We start from the raw sequence: 18,396 nt of genomic DNA on the forward strand, positions 1-18,396 counted from the left end.
CAGCGAGCGCCGCTGGCGGACCGACGAGGGCCTGGACGATGACGACCACCACACCCGTGGACGTGGCAGCGGTGACGCCGCCACCCTCGAGAGCCTCGGGACGCCCGACGGCGAAGGCGAAGGCCCCGCGCAACTGGCGCGGCTGGATCTTCGTGGCGCCCTTCATGATCGTGTTCCTGCTGGTCTTCCTGGCGCCGGTGGCCTACTCGGTCTACCTGAGCCTCTTCCGCCACCAGCTCATCGGCGGCGACCACTTCGTCTGGTTCCAGAACTACACGCAGGCGTTCAGCGACCCGAAGCTGCGCGAGGGCGCGGTGCGCGTGCTCGTGTTCCTCGTGATCCAGGTGCCGATCATGCTGTGCCTGGCGCTCTTCGCCGCCCTGGCGATCGACTCGCGCCGCCTCCTCGGGAGCGCGTTCATGCGGCTCGGGATCTTCCTCCCGTACGCCGTGCCCGGCGTCGTGGCGGTGCTGATGTGGGGCTTCCTCTACTCCGACCGCATGGGCCTCGCGGGGAACGTCAACGACTTCCTCGGCCACGACGTGCTCAAGCCGTTCAGCCAGACGTGGATCCTGCCGTCGATCGGCAACATCGTCACGTGGGAGTTCGTCGGCTACAACATGCTGATCTTCTACTCCGCGCTGCGGACCATCCCCGGTGACCTCTACGAGGCGGCGGCGCTCGACGGCGCCGGCCAGTTCCGGATCGTCCGCAGCATCAAGCTCCCCGCCCTGCGCGGCGCGATCGTGATCGCCACGATCTTCTCGATCATCGGGAGCTTCCAGCTCTTCAACGAGCCGAACATCCTCAAGCCCCTCGCGCCGGGCCTGATCACCACCTACTACACGCCCAACATGTACGCGTACAACCTCAGCTTCTTCGGCCAGCAGGTGAACTACGCCGCGACCGTGGCGATCGTCATGGGTGTGATCACGGCCGTGATCGCCTACGTCGTGCAGCTGCGCGGCAACCGACAGGAGCAGCGATGACCGCCCCCGCCCTCGACCGGACCTCGCACCAGGCGAAGGGCCTGATGGCGCCCCGCAAGTCGCCGCTGCTGACGATCGTCATGGCGCTCATGGTGATCTACGCGCTCCTGCCGCTCGCGTGGCTCCTGATCAGCTCGACCAAGAGCCAGGACTCGCTGTTCGGGTCGTTCGGCCTCTGGTTCTCCGGGCCGTTCTCGTTCTTCAGCAACATCAAGGACACGCTGACCTACGACGACAGCATCTTCCTGCGCTGGTTCGGGAACACGCTCCTGTACGTCGTCGCGGGCGCGGGCGGTGCGACGCTGCTCGCGACGCTCGCCGGCTACGGGCTCGCCAAGTACACGCTCCCGGGCAAGAGGGCGGTGTTCGCGACCGTGCTCGGGGCCATCGCCGTGCCCGGCACGGCCCTGGCGGTGCCGACGTTCCTGCTCTTCAGCAAGATGGGCCTGACGAACACGATCTGGGCGATCATCATCCCGTCGCTCATCTCGCCGTTCGGGCTCTACCTCGTCTGGGTCTACGCCGTGGACGCCGTCCCGACGGAGCTCCTCGAGGCTGCCAGGGTCGACGGCGCGGGCGAGCTGAGGACGTTCTTCACCATCTCGATCAAGCTGCTCACGCCCGGCATCGTCACGGTCGCGCTGTTCTCGGTCGTGGCCGTGTGGAACAACTACTTCCTGCCGCTGATCATGCTCAACGATCCCAAGCTGTTCCCGTTGACCATCGGGCTCACGCAGTGGAACCAGCAGGCGACGGGCGTCGGGTCGAACCCGATCTTCAACCTCGTCATCACCGGATCCCTCCTGACGATCATCCCGATCGTCGTCATCTTCCTGCTGCTGCAGCGGTTCTGGCAGTCCGGCCTCAGCGCCGGCAGCGTCAAGCAGTAGCCGGCGTCCGCGGGATGCCGGGGGCGACCACGGCACTCCATGTTCACGTCAACACCCAACCATCGGTTCTCCTGACTCCGAAGAAGTGGAAGGAAACTCCCCATGAAGGCACACATGAAGCGGGCGACGGTCGCGAGCGCCGCGGTGCTCGCGATCGGTCTGGCGCTCTCGGCCTGCTCGAGCGGCAACGACAGCGGCTCGAAGAGCACCGACGACTCGACCCAGGCCGCGGCCTCGATCGACGCGGCCCTCCAGAAGGGCGGGACGATCACCTACTGGACGTGGACGCCGTCCGCGAAGGACCAGGTCGCCGCGTTCGAGAAGGCGTACCCGAACGTCAAGGTCAACCTCGTGAACACGGGCAGCGCCAACGACAACAACCTCAAGCTGCAGAACGCGATCTCGGCGGGCTCCGGCGCCCCCGACGTCGTGCAGATCGAGTACCAGTCGCTGCCGCAGTTCATCCTGTCCAAGGGCGTCGAGGACCTGACGAAGTACGGCTTCGGTGACCTCAAGGACCTCTACACCGCCTCGACGTGGGGCTCGGTCGCTCAGCAGGACGGCATCTGGGCGCTGCCTCAGGACTCCGGGCCGATGGCGCTCTTCTTCAACAAGAAGACGTTCGACAAGTTCGGGCTCACCGTCCCCAAGACGTGGGACCAGTACATCGCCGACGCGAAGAAGCTCCACGCGGCCGACCCGTCGTACTACATCACCAACGACTCGGGCACGGACGCCGGGTTCGGCACCTCGATGATCTGGCAGGCCGGCGGCCGCCCGTTCAAGGCGGACGGCTCGAACGTCACCGTCAACCTCCAGGACGACGGCACCAAGAAGTGGGCCGACACCTGGAACCAGCTCGTCCAGGGCGGGCTCATGAGCCAGATCTCGGGCTGGACCGACGAGTGGTACTCGGCGCTCGCCGACGGCAAGATCGCGTCGCTCCCCATCGGTGCCTGGATGCCGGGCGTCCTCGAGTCCGGTGCCAAGGGCGGCTCGGGTGACTGGCGCGTCGCCCCCATGCCCACGTACGACGGCGGCACCGCGGTGACGTCCGAGAACGGCGGCAGCTCGGAGGCGGTGACCGCGCAGTCGAAGAACAAGGAGCTCGCGGCCGGCTTCCTCAAGTGGCTGAACTCGTCGGAGGACTCCATCAGCGTGTTCCTCAAGTCGGGTGGCTTCCCGTCGACCGTGAAGGACCTCAACGCGGACTCGTTCCTCGACTACAAGTCGGACTACTTCGGCGGCCAGCAGATCAACAAGGTGCTCGTCGACGCTGCGAACTCGGTGGGCACCGGCTGGCAGTACCTGCCCTGGCAGTCCTACGCCAACAGCATCTACGCGGACTACGTCGGCAAGGCCTACTCGGGCAAGAGCGACATCAACGCCGCGCTGCAGCAGTGGCAGGACGCCAACGTGAAGTACGGCAACGAGCAGGGCTTCACGGTCAACAAGTAGCCGGCTGCACGCAGCACCGGTCGGGCGTGCCGCGGTTCTCCCCGCGGCCCGCCCTCCATCACGCTCTACCTCGGAGGACAGACTCATGACATCGCCCGTCCAGCACCGCTGGCTGCGCTGGCCGGCCACCGACGGGACGTCGTCCTCCGGCACCGGCGGAGGCCGCGCGCGGATCGCCTACGGCGCCGACTACAACCCGGAGCAGTGGCCCCGGGAGGTGTGGGCCGACGACGCGCGCCTTATGCGCGAGGCCGGCGTGAACATCGTGACGCTCGCCGTCTTCAGCTGGGCGAAGCTGCAGCCGACAGCCGACACGTGGGACTTCGCGTGGCTCGACGAGGTCATGGACCTCATGCACGCGAACGGCATCGCGGTGGACCTCGCGACGGCGACGGCCTCGCCGCCGCCGTGGCTCACGACGGCGCACCCGGAGATCCTCCCGGTGAACGAGCGCGGCGAGACGCTCTGGCCGGGGGCGCGTCAGCACTGGCGTCCCACCTCGCCCGTCTTCCGCGAGCACGCGCTACGCCTCGTCGAGGCCATGGCCGCCCGCTATGCGGACCACCCGGCGCTCGCGGCCTGGCACGTGTCGAACGAGCTCGGGTGCCACAACGTCTACGACTACTCCGACGACGCCGCCGCGGCCTTCCGCGCCTGGCTGCGCGACCGCTACAAGACGTCCGACGCGCTCAACGACGCATGGGGCACGAGCTTCTGGTCACAGTGGTACGGCTCGTTCGACGAGGTGCTGCCGCCGCGGCTCGCCGCCAGCTACCCCAACCCGACCCAGCAGCTCGACTTCAAGCGGTTCTCGTCGGACGCGCTCCGGGACTATCTGCGTGCCGAGGCCGACGTGCTCCGGCGCATCACGCCCGACGTCCCCGTCACCACGAACTTCATGCTCATGGGTGACATGAGCGGCATGAACTATGCGGACTGGGCCGCGGAGCTCGACTTCGTCGCCAACGACCACTACCGCCAGGCCGTCCCTCGCTCTGACGACGAGCTGTCGCTGTCGGCGAACCTCACGTCCGGCGTCGCGGGCGGGCGTCCGTGGTACCTCATGGAGCACGCGACGAGCGCGGTCAACTGGCAGCGGATCAACGCCGTGAAGTCCACGGCGCTCCTGCGCCACGACGCGCTCACCCACCTCGCGCACGGGGCGGACGCCGTCTGCTTCTTCCAGTGGCGGCAGTCGGCGTCAGGCGCCGAGAAGTTCCACTCGGGGATGGTGCCGCACGCCGGACCGGACTCGGAGCTCTTCCGCGGCGTCGTCGGGCTGGGGCGCACGCTCCAGGACCTGGCCCCCGTCGCGGGCTCGGGCCGCCTGCAGTCTCCCGTCGCGGTCCTGGTCGACTGGGACTCCTGGTGGGCGAGCGAGCTCGACTCCCACCCGTCCAACGTCCTGCGCTACCGCCAGGAGGCGCTCGACTGGTACGGCGCCCTGCTCGACGCCGGCGTCCGGGCCGATGCGGTCCCCGTGGGCTCCGACCTCAGCGGCTACCGGCTCGTCGTCGCGCCGGTCCTCTACCTCGTCCCCGAGGAGACACGCGTGCGTCTGCACGACTACGTCGAGGGCGGCGGCCACCTCGTGCTCACCTACTTCTCGGGGATCGCCGACGCGGACGACCGCGTCTACCTCGGCGGCTACCCGGGCGCGTTCCGCGACCTGCTCGGTGTCCGCGTCGAGGAGTTCGTCCCGCTCCTGGACGACGAGACCGTGACGCTCAGCACTGGTGCGACCGGCACGCTGTGGAGCGAGCCGGTCCGGCTCACCGACCCCGCGACCGAGGTGCTCGCGTCCTACCTCGACGGGTCGGTCGCCGGAGGCCCGGCGGTGACCCGGCGCGTGGTCGGCGAGGGCTCGGCGTCGTACGTCTCGACCCGGCTCGGCGTCGACGGCCTCGCCACGGTCCTGCCCGCGCTGCTCGCGGGGGCGGGCGTCACGAGCGAGCTGCCGGAGCCGGTGCGCGGCGCCGTCGAGCACGTGGTCCGGACGAACGGCACGGACGACTTCGTGTTCTACGTGAACCGCACCGCCGGGCAGATCACGCTCCCGGACGTAACGGGCGAGCTCCTCCTCGGTGAGCGTGCCGACGACGGCACCGTCACCCTCGAGGCGCACGGGGTCGCGGTGCTCCGCACGCCCCACCCCTGACCGATCCCCGCCGACGGCGCCGCCACCTCGACCGAGGGCGGGGCCGTCGGCGTAGGGGCGGCCGCCGAGAACCTCACCCCCGGCGCGGTCTTGACAGCCCGCCCGCATCGAGCGCTACCATCAGGACACCGATGTGAGCGTTCACATCGCACCCCGACCACAGCCGTTCGGATCACCCCAGGGCTTTCGAACCGGTTCGACGATGAAACGGAGCACCGATGACGACGATCGGCGACGTCGCCCGGCACGCGGGCGTCTCCCGCTCCACCGTGTCGTACGCGCTCTCGGGCAAGCGGACGATCTCGGCGGAGACGCGCGAGCGCATCGAGCGCGCGGTCGCCGAGCTCGGCTTCACCCCGAACGCCGGGGCGCGCGCCCTCAAGACGTCGCAGACCATGGTCCTCGGGCTCCTGCTGCAGTTCCACGCGGACGAGTTCGCCCCGGCGATGCTCCAGTACGTGCTCCCGGTCTCCCAGGCTGCCCGGGCCGAGGGCTACGACATCCTCATGGTCACCGACCCGGACGGGCCGCGCGCGATTCACCGGATCGGCGACTCCGACATGGTCGACGGCTTCGTCCTCCTGGACGTCACGGCCGACGACCCCCGCATCCCGTCGCTGCGGGAGGTGCGTCAGCCCGGAGTCCTCATCGGGCTCCCGCGCGACACCCGCGAGCTCGACGTCATCGACCTCGACTTCGGCGAAGCCGCCCGCATGCTCGTCGACCACCTGCACGAGCGGGGCCACCGTGAGATCGTCCTGGTCTCGCCGCCGCACCACGTCGTCGAACGCGGGGGCTCGTACGTCTGGCGGTTCCGCGACGCTGCCGTCGAACGCGCCGCACGCTACGGCCTGCAGATCCACGCGTACTACGGCGAGTCCCGCTCGCCGGTCATCGGGCAGAGCGTCAACGCCCTCCTCGACGCACACCCGCGCGCGACCGCGCTCGTGGTCCACAACGACGCGACGATCGCCGCGCTCCCGGGGATCCTGCGGGACCGGGGTGTGCGGGTCCCCGACGACCTCAGCGTCGTCTCGCTCTACTCGCGCGACTTCGGCGAGGAGTTCTCGTTGCCCTTCACCGCGGTCGAGTCCGCGGCCGACGAGCTCGGCCGCAGCGGCGTCGCCCAGCTCGTGCGCCGCATCACCAGGTCACCGGACGCCGGCCCGCCGGTCGCTCGGTTCGTCGCACCGGTCCTCCGGGACCGCGGAAGCACCCGCCCGATCGACGCGACACGTTCGACGGCGCACTGAGCGCGCCATCGCCCGTCACCGTCGAATCGGTTCGCCAACACCCCGAACACCACCCAGCTCGTCATCGACTCATCGACACAGCACGATTCAGAGAGGAACCTCCTGTGATCACCACTCGCTCCAACCACCGACTCACGGTCTTCGCCGGCGTTGCGGCCGGTGCCGCGCTCGTTACTTCGCTCGCTGCATGCAGCAGCGGCTCGGGGGGCGGTTCGTCCGACGACAAGACCGGCGCCAAGATCACGACGATCAACGTCTGGGACCCCTACCCGCAGTACGACGACAGCTCCGACTGGGCCAAGTACCTGCAGTCGTGCGCCCCCGAGGGCACGACCCTGAAGCGCACGACGGCGGCCACCGCCGACCTGCTCAACAACCTCACGACCGCGGTCAAGGAGGACAATGCGCCCGACGTCGTGATGCTCGACAACCCCGCGGTCCCGGAGGCGGCGAGCGCCGGTCTCGTGGCGCCGGCGGAGGACGTGGGTATCGACACGAGCGGCTTCGACGCCAACCTCGCAGGTCCCGGCACGGTGTCGGGCACGACGTACGGCGTCCCGATCGGTGCCAACACCCTCGGGCTCTACTACAACGCGGACATCCTCAAGAAGGCGGGGGTCGACCCGGCGTCGATCACGTCCTGGGATGCGCTGAACGCGGCGCTCGAGAAGGTCACGAAGGCCGGCGACAAGGGCATCACGTTCGCGGGGATCTCGGGCGAGGAAGGCGTGTTCCAGTTCCTCCCATGGTTCTGGGGCGCCGGCGCGAACCTCAAGGAGCCCGGGTCGGCTCAGGCCACCGAAGCCGGTCAGCTCGTGTCCGACTGGATCGGGAAGGGCTACGCGCCCAAGTCCGCCATCAGCGACAACCAGTCGGCGTCGTGGGACCTCTTCCTCACCGGTAAGTACGCATTCGCGGAGAACGGTTCCTGGTTCGCGCAGGCCGCGAGCACCCAGAAGAAGTTCAAGGCCGTGATGATGCCGATCCCCGGCAAGGACGGCGGGAGCGCTCCGGTTCCGACCGGCGGTGAGTTCGTGCTCGCGCCGACCCACAAGAGCAACGCCGCAGGCCACTACGCGGCGGCCAAGCAGGTCATCGAGTGCCTCGTGGGCAAGGACAACCAGGTCAAGACCGCCGACAAGCTCGGTTACTTCGCGGCCAACAAGGACCAGCGTCAGAAGCAGATCGACTCCGACGCGATCTGGAAGCCGTGGGCCGCGGCCATCGAGAGCGCCCAGGGTCGGACGACGGACCTCGGTTCCGCGTACACGCCGACCTCGGCGGCGCTCTCGACGGCGCTGCAGTCGTCGCTCAACGCCGCCGGTGACGCCGACGCCGTCAAGCAGGCCTTCTCGGCCATCAGCGCGGGCTAGCCGAGCCCGACGCGCGCGGGCGGCGGGACATCCGGTCGACGTCCCGCCGCCACCGCCCCCCCAGCACGACACGACATTCGACGATTGGTGAGACCCGTGGGCATCCAGACTCCTGCCCCCGCCCCGTCTCTCGAGCCCGCGCTCGAGGAGCAGGACGCCGAGACCGGCCGGACGCACCGCCACCGGCGACGTCGGGTGCGCCCGACGACGTGGGCCGGCCTGGCGTTCGTCGCGCCTCTCGTGGCCTACCTGGCGGTGTTCTACGCATACCCGCTCTACGAGAACGTCTCGATGAGCCTGCACCGGTACACCCGGGCGACCTTCGTGACGGGGCAGGCGCCTTTCGTAGGGTTCGACATCTACCGCGAGGTGCTCGCCTCGCCCCAGTTCTGGCCCACGGTGCGGCAGACCGCGACCTTCGTGATCGTCTCGCTGGTCTTCCAGTACGCGATCGGGCTCGGCCTCGCGGTCTTCTTCCACCGAGGCTTCCGTCTGTCGGGGCTGCTGCGCGCGCTCTTCCTCGTGCCGTGGCTCCTGCCCATCATCGTCTCGGCCACGACGTGGCAGTGGATGATGGACGCCGACAACGGGATCCTCAACCGGTTCCTCGGGGTCTTCGGTGTGGATCCGATCTGGTGGCTCAACAACGAGCACTCGCTGTGGGCCGTGACCATAGCGAACATCTGGCTCGGCATCCCGTTCAACCTGGTGATCCTCTACTCGGGGCTGCAGAACATCCCGACGGACCTGTACGAGGCGGCGTCGCTCGACGGAGCCGGGGCGTGGCGCCAGTTCCGCACGATCACTTTCCCGCTGCTGCGGCCGGTCACCGCCATCACTCTGCTGCTCGGCTTCGTCTACACGCTCAAGGTCGTCGACATCGTCTGGATCATGACGATGGGAACGGGCACCTCTCAGACGCTCGCGACCTGGGCCTACTCGATGGCCTTCGGCAAGGGTGCCTCCGCGCTCATCCAGTACTCGCAGGCGTCCGTCGTCGGCACGATCCTGCTCCTCGTCGCCCTGCTCATGGGCTTCGTCTACCTCTTCGTCCAGCGCCGCCAGGAGGACTGAGATGAACACCTTCCGTCGTACCTGGTGGAAGACCGCCGTAGGGCTCGTCCTGACCGCGCTGATGCTCTTCCCGCTCTACTGGATGATCAACGTCTCGCTCACGAAGCGTGAGGCGGTCCGCAGCGGAGACCTCTATCCCAAGGCGTTCACGCTCCAGAACTACCGCACGGTCCTGGGCGACCAGATCCCGTATCTGGGGACCAGCCTGCTCGTCGGCTTCGGCACGGTGGTCCTGACGATCCTGATCGCCGCGCCCGCGGCCTACGCGCTGTCCAAGCTGTTCGTACCCGGGCGGCGGCTGCTCAACTTCCTGTTGATCGTCGCCCAGATGATCCCCGCGGTCGTCATGGCGCTCGGTTTCTACACGATCTACACGAACATCGGGATCCTGGACACGGTCTGGGGCTTGATCCTCGCGGACTCGACGATCGCCGTACCGTTCGGCGTGATGCTCTTCTCCGCGTTCATGGCGGGCATCCCCCGGGAGCTCCTGCAGGCTGCGCAGATCGACGGCGCGTCCTACTGGCGGACGTTCCGGTCGGTCGTCCTGCCGGTCTCGCGGAACTCGGCGGTGACGGTCGGGCTCTTCGCCTTCCTGTGGGCATGGTCGGACTTCCTCTTCGCGTCCACGCTGAACCGTGACGGCGGGAAGCTGCGGCCGATCACGATGGGCCTCTACGACTACATCGGCTCCCAGAACCAGGAGTGGGGCCCGCTCATGGCGACCGCCGTCGTGGCGTCGGTCCCCACCGCCGTCCTCCTCGTCGTCGCCCAGCGCTACGTCGCTGCGGGCGTGACCGCCGGGGCCGTCAAGGACTGACCTGCCCCCGTCCTCTCCTCCCGAACCGCAAGGAATCCCCATGACGCAGCATCCCGGCGCGCCCGCCTCCCTGACCTTCGACCTGCGCGAGATCCCCTTCTCGACGCGCGGCTCGTGGCTCGACCTGTCTCCCGTGACAGCCCTCCACACGACGACCGACGCCGTCCACCTGGTCTCGCACCGCAACGGCATGCACGGTGTCCTGCGCCTCGAGCCCGTCCGGGGCGGCGCGGTCGCGGACACCACGTGGCACGCGCAGCCGAGCGTCTTCACCTGGGGCGCGGGCGGCGTCGGGACCGTCGACGCCGTGTTCGACGGTCCCGAGACCCTCCGTCTGCGGGGAGCGGGCCTCGGGCTCCGGCTCGCCGACGCTGCAGCCGGGCTCACGCCGTTCACCGGTACCTACCTGTACGTCGACCCGGTCGACGACGCCGTCGTGTTCACCTCCTACGAGACCGGACGCCGGTACCGGGTGACGTCGGTGCGCGGCTCGGTGGACGTCGTCGGCGGGGAGGCCCTGGGGGTCGCGGAGCGTGCCGTCGTGCTCGGTGCGGACGGCGGTCCGTGGGAGGCGACGGTCGAGGAGACCACCTCGGGAGCACCCGCGTACGAGGCGGCGCGGTCGTTCGACGCGGCCGTGGCCGCGACGGCGAGCGCGTTCGGCGCGTACGTCGACGCGGTCGCACCGTGGCGCGACGAGCGGACGCCCGCCGCCGAGCTCGCCGCGTACGTGCTGTGGTCGGCGACCGTCGCGCCCGAGGGGTTCGCGACCCGGGAGTCCGTGCTCATGTCGAAGCACTGGATGGACAAGCTCTGGAGCTGGGACCACTGCTTCAACGCGCTCGCGCTCGCCCCCGGCCTGCCCGACGCCGCACTCGACCAGTTCCTCGCCCCGTTCGACCACCAGGACGCGTGCGGCGCGCTGCCCGACTCGATCACGCACTCCGAGGTCCTCTACAACTACGTGAAGCCGCCCATCCACGGGTGGGCGCTGCGCCGGCTGCGGGCGACGGCGGGGCGCGAGCTCACGCACGACGAGCTCGCCGAGGTGCATGACCGCCTCGCCCGGTGGTCGCGGTTCTGGCTCGAGCGCCGTCGTCGGCCGGGCCACGCGCTGCCGTACTACCAGCACGGCAACGACAGCGGCTGGGACAACGCGACGACGTTCGACCGCGACCGGGTCATCGAGTCGCCGGATCTTGCCGGCTTCCTCGCGCTCCAGCTCGAGGTGCTCGCCGACCTGTCCGAGGAGCTGGGTCGCCCCGCCGAGACCTGGAAGGCCGGTCGGGACGCGCTGATCGAAGCGCTGCTCGACGAGCTCTGGACCGGTGAGGAGCTCGTCGCCGTGGGGGCGCTGTCGGGGGAGCGGAGCACAGCGACGAGCCTGCTCAACCTCCTGCCGCTCGTGCTCGGCGACCGGCTGCCGGCGAAGGTCCGGACGGCGCTCGCGGAGCGGCTCGTCGAGCACCTCACCGAGCACGGGCCGGCCACCGAGCCGGTGACGTCGCCCCACTACGAGGACGACGGGTACTGGCGCGGGCCGATCTGGGCGCCGTCGACGGCGCTGATCGAGGACGGCTTGCGGGTCTCGGGCTTCACCGAGCTCGCCGACGCGGTGAGCGAGCGGTTCCGCGCCCTGTGCGAGCGCTCGGGCTTCGCCGAGAACTTCGACGCCCGCACGGGCGCGGGCCTGCGGGACCGCGCCTACACCTGGACGGCCGCGGTCTACCTGACGCTGGCCGCCGACCACGTGCGTCGCTGACGCCTCTCGCGCGAGGAAGGAGGGGGCGCACGACCGCAGGATGTGAACGCTCACATCCTGTCTCGACACCCAGGACCGATGCACCAAGGATGCAAGGGAGCACCACGATGAGCAGATCCGCACCGCACCACGCGCGAGGCGTCGCCGCGCCGACGGCAGCCCTGGCCGCGCTCGCGACCGCCGCGCTCGGGCTGGCAGGCACCGCGCCGGCCGCCCAGGCGTCCGCCGCCCAGGCGTCCGAGACGGTCGCCGACGCCCCGGCCTCGGGCGCGTTCGCCGCCGACCCCGCCGACACGCTCGTCGTCCACGCCGACCAGCCCTTCCGGGACGTGACCCACGTGGCCAGCGGCTCGCTCTACGGGCTCGCCGACGCGACCAAGCCCAGCCTCGACCTCGCCAAGGCCATCAAGCCCAGCGAGTTCGTCATGAAGCCGTCCGGAGGGACCCAGCAGGCCACCGGCGACATCCTCGTGACGGCCGGGGTCTCGAAGGCGCTCGGCGCCAAGGTCGTCGACCGGCTCTCCGACTACTACCCGGGCTGGCCCTACCAGTTCAGCTGGGACACCTGGGACGACGTCGTCCGCAACGAGCTCGCGAAGGTCAACCCGACCACGGTGCCCAACCTCGCGGCGTACGCCCCCTGGAACGAGTCGGACAACACCTGGAACGCGACGAAGAACGGCTCGTTCGAGGACTTCTGGACCCACACCTACCGGCTGATCCGATCCATCGACCCGACGACCCCGATCCAGGGACCGTCCTTCTCGGACAACATCTCCGACATGGACAACTTCCTCAAGAACGCGGTCGCGACGGACACCGTGCCCGACATCCTGGCCTGGCACGAGCTGACCCGTTCCTCGAAGATCCAAGGCGACGTGGACACGGTCCTCGCGCTCGAGAAGAAGTACGGCATCGACCCGCTCCCGATCGACATCGAGGAGTACGCGGCGCCGGCCGAGGTCGGGATCCCGGGGTCGCTCGTCGGCTACATCGCGAAGTTCGAGCGGCTCGGCATCCGCAACGCGGAGCTGCCGTTCTGGAACCAGTCGGGCGCTCTCGGCGACCTGCTCACCGGGCAGGGCGGCTCGCCCAACGGCGCCTACTGGCTCTACACCTGGTACGCCGACATGAGCGGCCAGATGATCACGACGACCCCGCCGGCGAACGGCGCCGCGCTCTTCGACGGCGCCGCGGCGGTCACGGACGACAAGAAGGAGGTCGACGTCGTCGCCGGCGGCAACTCCGGTCCGACCACGATCCAGGTCGCCGGGCTCGACAAGACGGCCGTCGGCAAGGACGTCGACGTCAAGCTCGAGTACACGCCCACCTACGGGCGCACGGTCGCGGTGTCGGGGCCGATCACGGTCTCCACGACCCGCTACACGGTGGGCGACGACGGGACGATCTCGGTGCCCGTCGTCATGAACCCCGCCTACGGCTACCACGTGGTGGTCACGCCGGCCTCCGGCAAGGAGACCGACCTGTCAGGCACGTACCGCGTGACGAACGGCAACAGCGGGCTCGCGCTCGCAGCGTCGGGCGACGTCACGGGCAGCGCCGTGACGCAGGCCGCGGCCAAGAGCGGCGCCGCCCAGCGGTGGACCTTCGTGGACGAGGGCCGTGGCCTGTACAAGGTGGTCGACGGCGACGGGCTGGTGCTCGGCGTCAAGGGCTCGTCGACCACGAACGGTGCGGTGGCGGTCGTCGGCGCGGACGACGAGACGACCAACCAGCTCTGGCAGCCGTTCCCCGACGGCAAGGGCGGCTACCGCCTCGCGAACGCGACGACGGGCCTCGTGCTCGCCGTCGGCTCGATGAGCAAGGACGCGGGTGCCCCGGTCGTGCAGTGGGCCGACGGCTCCGTGACGTCCGGGTGCACGGCCGACGGGCCGCGCGTGACCGGCAAGGTCGGCAAGGCGCTCAGCTTCTGCAACACGGCCTCGTACGTCACGCTCCCGACCGGCGCGCTGAGCAGCCTGACCGGCGACTACACGGTCTCGGTCTGGGTCAACCCGGCGTCGAACGCGTCCTGGTCCCGCGTCTTCGACATCGGATCCAGCTCGTCCGCCAGCATGTTCCTCACGCTGAACAACGGGAGCACGCTCCGCTACGCCATCACCACGGGCAGTGGAGCGGGCGGCGAGCAGCGGATCGACGGCACGGGCCTCCTGCCGCTGAACCAGTGGTCCCTGCTGACCGTCACGCTGTCCGGGACGACCGGCACGCTGTACGTGAACGGCAAGGCCGTCGGCACGAACGCGAACATGACGAACCACCCGTCCGCGTTCGGCCAGAGCACGCGCAACTACCTCGGGAAGTCGCAGTACTCGAGCGACGCGCCGCTCAACGCGACCATCGACGACTTCAACGTCTACTCGCGTGCGCTGAGCGCCGACGAGGTCGCGGCGCTGGTCACCGGGACCACGGCGGGGCAGGGCGACGTCGTGCACTACGCGTTCGACGAGACGAGCGGCACCAAGGCGGTCGACTCGTCCGGCGCCGGGCGTGACGGCACGGTGGTGGCCGCCAACGCGTCGACCACGACCACGGCGACGGACGCGGCGACCGCGGACCACTTCTGGACGCTCGCCCGCTACCCCGACGTCGACCACGTCTCGGTCGCGGACGGCGACACCGTCTCGGGGAAGACCACCTTCACGGTCGACCTCGGCGGCGACGCGGCGGACGTCTCCTACACGTACATCGAGCTCAACAAGGGCTCGTCGCACGCGTGGGTGACGGACAACACGAAGGCGGACGGCAGCCACAACAGCGGCCTGCACCCGAACCTCGTCGTCGACACCACGACCCTGGCCAACGGGGTGTACGGCCTCAAGATCGACGCCGTGGGCAAGAACGGCCTGACGACCGAGAAGACGGTCTCGTTCACGATCAACAACCCACCGGCCCTGTCGTTCGCGGCTCCAGCCTCGGGCGCCACGGTCTCGGGCACGGTGACCGTGACCGTCCACCTGTCCGGTCAGGGGCTGAAGGCGTACAACCTGCGCGTCGACTCGGCCGGTCTGTCGTATGCCTACGAGCCGAAGGCCGGTGACCAGACCTTCCAGCTCGACACCACGACGCTTACGGACGGGACCCACACCCTGCTCGCGACGGCGACGGACACAGCCGGGAACAAGACCACGATCACCGAGAAGATCACGGTCCACAACGCCGGCTGACTGCCGGCTGACCCCATGGGGACAGGCGAAGCGCTCGCCCCGGGCCCTCGAGCCCGGGACGAGCGCTTCATCGTCTCTGGTGGAGCGGGTCAGGAGCCGTTGGAGATCGTGAAGGCGACCTGCTTCTCGGTCGTCTTCCCGTTCTTCCCGACGGCGTCGATCTTCAGCCCGTAGGCACCGTTCGCCAGGGTCGTGGTGTCCACCACGAGGCTCGGGTGCAACCCGTTGTTGTGGCTGCCCGTGGCCTTCGTGTTGTCCGTGACCCACACGTGACCCGAGCCCTTGTTGAGCTCGATGTACGTGTACGACACGTCCTTCGCGTCGCCGGCCAGGTCGACCGTGAACGTCGTCTTGCCCGAGACGGTGTCACCGTCCGCGACCGAGACGGCGGAGATCGCCGGACCGGTGTCCGTGCTGGCGCCCTTCACCGCCATCGCGAACACGTGCAGCGTCGGGGTGTTGGCGGCCGGGGCCGCGCTCACCGTCGGCAGGGTCACGTAGTCCACCTTCTTGCCCGCCGTGAGCGGGACGCTCACCGAGTTCACGTAGGCAGGGCTGTCGTACTGGGTGTTGCCCTGCCGGTTCGCGTAGCTCGGCTTGAGCGCGACCGTACCCGAGCCGTTCAGCCAGTCGGGACTGCCCAGGGTGAAGTCCTGGCTGGTCCCGTCCGCGTAGTGGACGGTGCCGGTCCCGCTCGCCGGTCCGTAGGTCGCGGTCACGAGGAAGCCCAGCGCGGACCCGCTCGCCCCTACGGCGACGCGTTGGCCGTTCGCCACCACGTTGTCCTTGCTCCCGCCGCCGACCGCCGACGCGGGCCACGTGTAGTCGAAACCGTCGGCCGACACGGTCTTGCCGGGCGAGGCGCCCGCCGCGGCCAACGCCTCGTACGACAGGCTCGCGGTCCCGCCGTCGATGTTGCCCGCGTCGGTGTCCGCGTCCTTGGTGATGCCCGAGTTGTCGAACAGGCTCGAGAGCTGCGCCGGTGCGGCCGGTGCGTCGAGACCGATCTGGACGGGGCCGAGGTGCTTCGCGGCCGTCGCGGCCGTGCCCGTGACCGGGGCGTAGTCCAGCGACGTGGTGGGGGAGTCCACCTGCTGGATCAGGTAGGAGTGCTTTGCCTTCGTCTCGAGGGTCAGCACGTCGGCCTTCGTCGAGGCGACCGACACGGTGCCGGCCGTCACGTCGCGGACCTCGACCGACGTGCCCGGCCAGGGGTTCCGCACCGGCTGGGTCGACTTCTTCCCGGCCTCGAGGAGCACCGTGGTGAGCTTGCCGCCTGAGTACTGGACGTCCACGGTGCTCTTGTTGAGCGTCGCCACCGAGCCGGACACGTCCCAGTCGCTCGGCCATGCCGGGGCGACCGCGATGGTGCCGGTGTAGTCCTGCACCAGGGCCTCGTTCGTGGCGAGTGCGACGATTCCCGTCTGCTCGTTGTAGAAGTCGACGCCCGCCTCGGTCGACAGACCGTTCGGGTAGACCTGGAACTTCTCGATGTCGTCCTTGAGCACGGTCGGGATCTGGTCCGCAAGCCCGAGCCGCGCCGCGTAGACCGCGTCGTAGTCCCAGTCGTTGCTCGTCTTGAAGCTCCGCGACTCGAAGGACCGCACGCCGATGTCGTGCAGGCTCCCCGCCTGGTCGCCGATCAGCCCGAACGGCCAGGTGGCCTCGAGCTGGGTGTTCTCCACGTTGTGCAGGGACGCGTTGGGCTGGGCCGAGTACGCGAGCACCCAGCCCGAGTCGGAGTCCTTACTGCTGTTCTCCACGACCTGCGTGTGCGTCGCGGAGTCCGTGCGCGGCAGCCCGGGCAGCTGCGCCGTGGCGTCGTCGAGCCTGGTCACCAGGTCGGGGTCCTGGTCCAGCAGGGTGGCGACCTTGGCGATCACCGGGTACGTGGCGGTCATCGCGGCGACGAGCATGCTCGGATCCTTCACGGCCCACTGGTTCTCGTGCTCGTTGCCCGTGTAGTGGAGCTTGCCGTCGCTGCCGACCGTCCCGATGCTCAGCAGGAACTGGGCGACGGACTTCATCAACGGGTAGCCCTGCTCGAGTTGGGTGAGGTCGCCCGTCTGCTGGTACTGACGCCACATCCAGAGTGCGACCTCGGCGCCCGTGGAGAACGTCTGGGAGTTGTAGGAGGCCGCGATCGTGGTGTCGCACGAGCGGTTGGCCGTCCAGTCGCCGTAGTCGCCGCCGCCGTTGTACCGCATGGTCTCGGAGACGCAGACGCCCTGGGTGCCGGGGACGTGCGACCGGGTCCACGCCTCGTTGCTCGCCAGGTTGTCGGTGTAGAGCTTGAAGATGCTCGAGTTCAGGTCAGCCGTGCCCGACGAGATATTGGCCGCGAGCTGCATCCGGATGTTCCAGAACCAGTAGTCCGCCGGGACCCAGGTGTGCTGGTCCTCGAACGCCGAGAACAGCGGCGCCGCGCCGGCCTGCGAACCCGGGTACTGCCCGCGCATCAGGCTGGCCTGCTGGTACAGGAACAGGGTGCGCAGGTTCTCCATGTACTGCGCCTCGCCGTCTGCGGACGACATCTGGAGCAGCTTCGCCTTCTTCCAGTACGCCGCCCACCAGCGCTCGTGCGCCGCGACCAGCTTGTGCGACGAGGCGGTCGCGTCGGACGCGAGCAGGGTCGCCGCCGTAGCGGCACCATCCCCGCCCTTCCAGGACGGCGTCGCGACGACGACCTTGTAGCTGCCCTTGGCGTTCGCCTTGAAGCTCACCCTCACGGTCTTCGAGTCCACGACGCTCGCCGTGACGTCCTTGCCGTTCGCCGTCACGCCGAGGAGCGTCCCCCAGGTGCTCCCGTCGCCGCCGGTCGCGGTGTCCTTCCACGTCTCGGCGAGAGATGCCGTCTTCTTGTCCGACGACACGGCCGCCGTCGGCGTCCGCCCGTCCCACAGCCCTGCGGTGACCGTCTGGCTCGACCCGGGGTCCGCGCCCGTCACGTCGAGAACGAGCTCGTCCTTGTCGGCGCGTACGTAGGTCGTCGCCGTGATGCCGCCGCCCTGCTGCGTGTACGTGCCGGTGTAGAGGTCGAGCGACGCGTGGTAGTCGTCCGCCTGCGTCATCGCGGCGAGGCCCGGGACCTGGATCTGGCCGGGCGACTTGCGGTCCGGGAAGGTGTCGTCCCGGTTGAGCTGGGCGGTGTAGCCCTTCTGTGCCCAGACGGCGGCACCGACCGAACCGTTCCCCAGCGGGATCGCCTCGGTGTTCTTCGTGTTCGGCTGGCCGAGGACGATGTCCGACTCCCGGACCACGCTCGGCACGTCCAGATGGAACGCTCCGTCGGCGTACGCGGTCGTGGTGCCGGTCGTCCCCGAAGAGTCCGCAGCCGTGGCTGCGGACACCCCCAGGCCCCCGGTTCCCAGTACGAGCGCCGAGACGCTCACACTGCACCACCAGGTGCGAGCCACCCGGTGTCCGTCCGTTCT

11 protein-coding genes are annotated in these 18,396 nt (G+C 69.4%); 10 read left to right on the forward strand and 1 reads right to left on the reverse strand.

What is annotated here, in order from left to right:
• The first annotated feature begins 38 nt into the window (after positions 1–38).
• From KDY119_RS03140 to KDY119_RS18810, 10 genes are all read left to right on the forward strand, one after another.
• Positions 39–989 carry a carbohydrate ABC transporter permease gene (locus KDY119_RS03140; RefSeq protein WP_036953548.1) on the forward strand — a complete coding sequence of 317 codons (951 nt, stop codon included), beginning with the start codon at positions 39–41 and terminating at the stop codon, positions 987–989.
• Positions 986–1,879, forward strand: coding sequence for a carbohydrate ABC transporter permease (locus KDY119_RS03145; RefSeq protein WP_051136819.1), 894 nt, complete (start codon positions 986–988; stop codon positions 1,877–1,879). The genes KDY119_RS03140 and KDY119_RS03145 overlap by 4 nt, the downstream gene beginning before the upstream one ends.
• A 102-nt stretch (positions 1,880–1,981) precedes the next feature.
• Positions 1,982–3,337, forward strand: a complete 1,356-nt coding sequence (locus KDY119_RS03150; RefSeq protein WP_153021923.1) for an ABC transporter substrate-binding protein — start codon at positions 1,982–1,984, stop codon at positions 3,335–3,337.
• 85 nt (positions 3,338–3,422) lie between these two features.
• Positions 3,423–5,495 carry a beta-galactosidase gene (locus tag KDY119_RS03155; RefSeq protein ID WP_036953539.1) on the forward strand — a complete coding sequence of 691 codons (2,073 nt, stop codon included), beginning with the start codon at positions 3,423–3,425 and terminating at the stop codon, positions 5,493–5,495.
• 218 nt (positions 5,496–5,713) lie between these two features.
• Positions 5,714–6,748: a LacI family DNA-binding transcriptional regulator gene (locus KDY119_RS03160; RefSeq protein WP_036953536.1), complete on the forward strand. Its 1,035-nt coding sequence runs from the start codon at positions 5,714–5,716 to the stop codon at positions 6,746–6,748.
• Between the two features lie 104 nt (positions 6,749–6,852).
• The gene (locus KDY119_RS03165; RefSeq protein WP_227994501.1) at positions 6,853–8,121 is read left to right on the forward strand and encodes a sugar ABC transporter substrate-binding protein; all 1,269 of its coding nucleotides are present in this window, start codon (positions 6,853–6,855) and stop codon (positions 8,119–8,121) included.
• Between the two features lie 96 nt (positions 8,122–8,217).
• Positions 8,218–9,195, forward strand: a complete 978-nt coding sequence (locus KDY119_RS03170; RefSeq protein WP_227994502.1) for a carbohydrate ABC transporter permease — start codon at positions 8,218–8,220, stop codon at positions 9,193–9,195.
• Between the two features lies 1 nt (position 9,196).
• The gene (locus KDY119_RS03175; protein ID WP_036953533.1) at positions 9,197–10,015 is read left to right on the forward strand and encodes a carbohydrate ABC transporter permease; all 819 of its coding nucleotides are present in this window, start codon (positions 9,197–9,199) and stop codon (positions 10,013–10,015) included.
• A 40-nt stretch (positions 10,016–10,055) separates the two neighbouring features.
• Positions 10,056–11,777 carry an amylo-alpha-1,6-glucosidase gene (locus tag KDY119_RS03180; protein WP_036953530.1) on the forward strand — a complete coding sequence of 574 codons (1,722 nt, stop codon included), beginning with the start codon at positions 10,056–10,058 and terminating at the stop codon, positions 11,775–11,777.
• A gap of 107 nt (positions 11,778–11,884) precedes the next feature.
• The gene (locus KDY119_RS18810; protein WP_194174329.1) at positions 11,885–14,962 is read left to right on the forward strand and encodes a LamG-like jellyroll fold domain-containing protein; all 3,078 of its coding nucleotides are present in this window, start codon (positions 11,885–11,887) and stop codon (positions 14,960–14,962) included.
• A gap of 89 nt (positions 14,963–15,051) precedes the next feature.
• Here KDY119_RS18810 and KDY119_RS03190 read toward each other — a convergent pair whose 3' ends face one another.
• A complete protein-coding gene (locus KDY119_RS03190) occupies positions 15,052–18,231 on the reverse strand; it encodes a hypothetical protein (protein ID WP_153021924.1) in 3,180 nt (1,059 codons plus the stop codon).
• Between the last annotated feature and the right edge of the window lie 165 nt (positions 18,232–18,396).

It is taken from the genome of Luteimicrobium xylanilyticum, from assembly GCF_009429125.1.
Classification (GTDB): domain Bacteria; phylum Actinomycetota; class Actinomycetes; order Actinomycetales; family Cellulomonadaceae; genus Luteimicrobium; species Luteimicrobium xylanilyticum.

Excerpts from the sequence above, each read along its gene's own strand:
- KDY119_RS03140 (WP_036953548.1), top strand. The coding sequence starts at position 39 with ATGACGACCACCACACCCGTGGACGTGGCAGCGGTGACGCCGCCACCC.
- KDY119_RS03145 (WP_051136819.1), top strand. The coding sequence starts at position 986 with ATGACCGCCCCCGCCCTCGACCGGACCTCGCACCAGGCGAAGGGCCTG.
- KDY119_RS03150 (WP_153021923.1), top strand. The coding sequence starts at position 1,982 with ATGAAGGCACACATGAAGCGGGCGACGGTCGCGAGCGCCGCGGTGCTC.
- KDY119_RS03155 (WP_036953539.1), top strand. The coding sequence starts at position 3,423 with ATGACATCGCCCGTCCAGCACCGCTGGCTGCGCTGGCCGGCCACCGAC.
- KDY119_RS03160 (WP_036953536.1), top strand. The coding sequence starts at position 5,714 with ATGACGACGATCGGCGACGTCGCCCGGCACGCGGGCGTCTCCCGCTCC.
- KDY119_RS03175 (WP_036953533.1), top strand. The coding sequence starts at position 9,197 with ATGAACACCTTCCGTCGTACCTGGTGGAAGACCGCCGTAGGGCTCGTC.
- KDY119_RS03180 (WP_036953530.1), top strand. The coding sequence starts at position 10,056 with ATGACGCAGCATCCCGGCGCGCCCGCCTCCCTGACCTTCGACCTGCGC.
- KDY119_RS18810 (WP_194174329.1), top strand. The coding sequence starts at position 11,885 with ATGAGCAGATCCGCACCGCACCACGCGCGAGGCGTCGCCGCGCCGACG.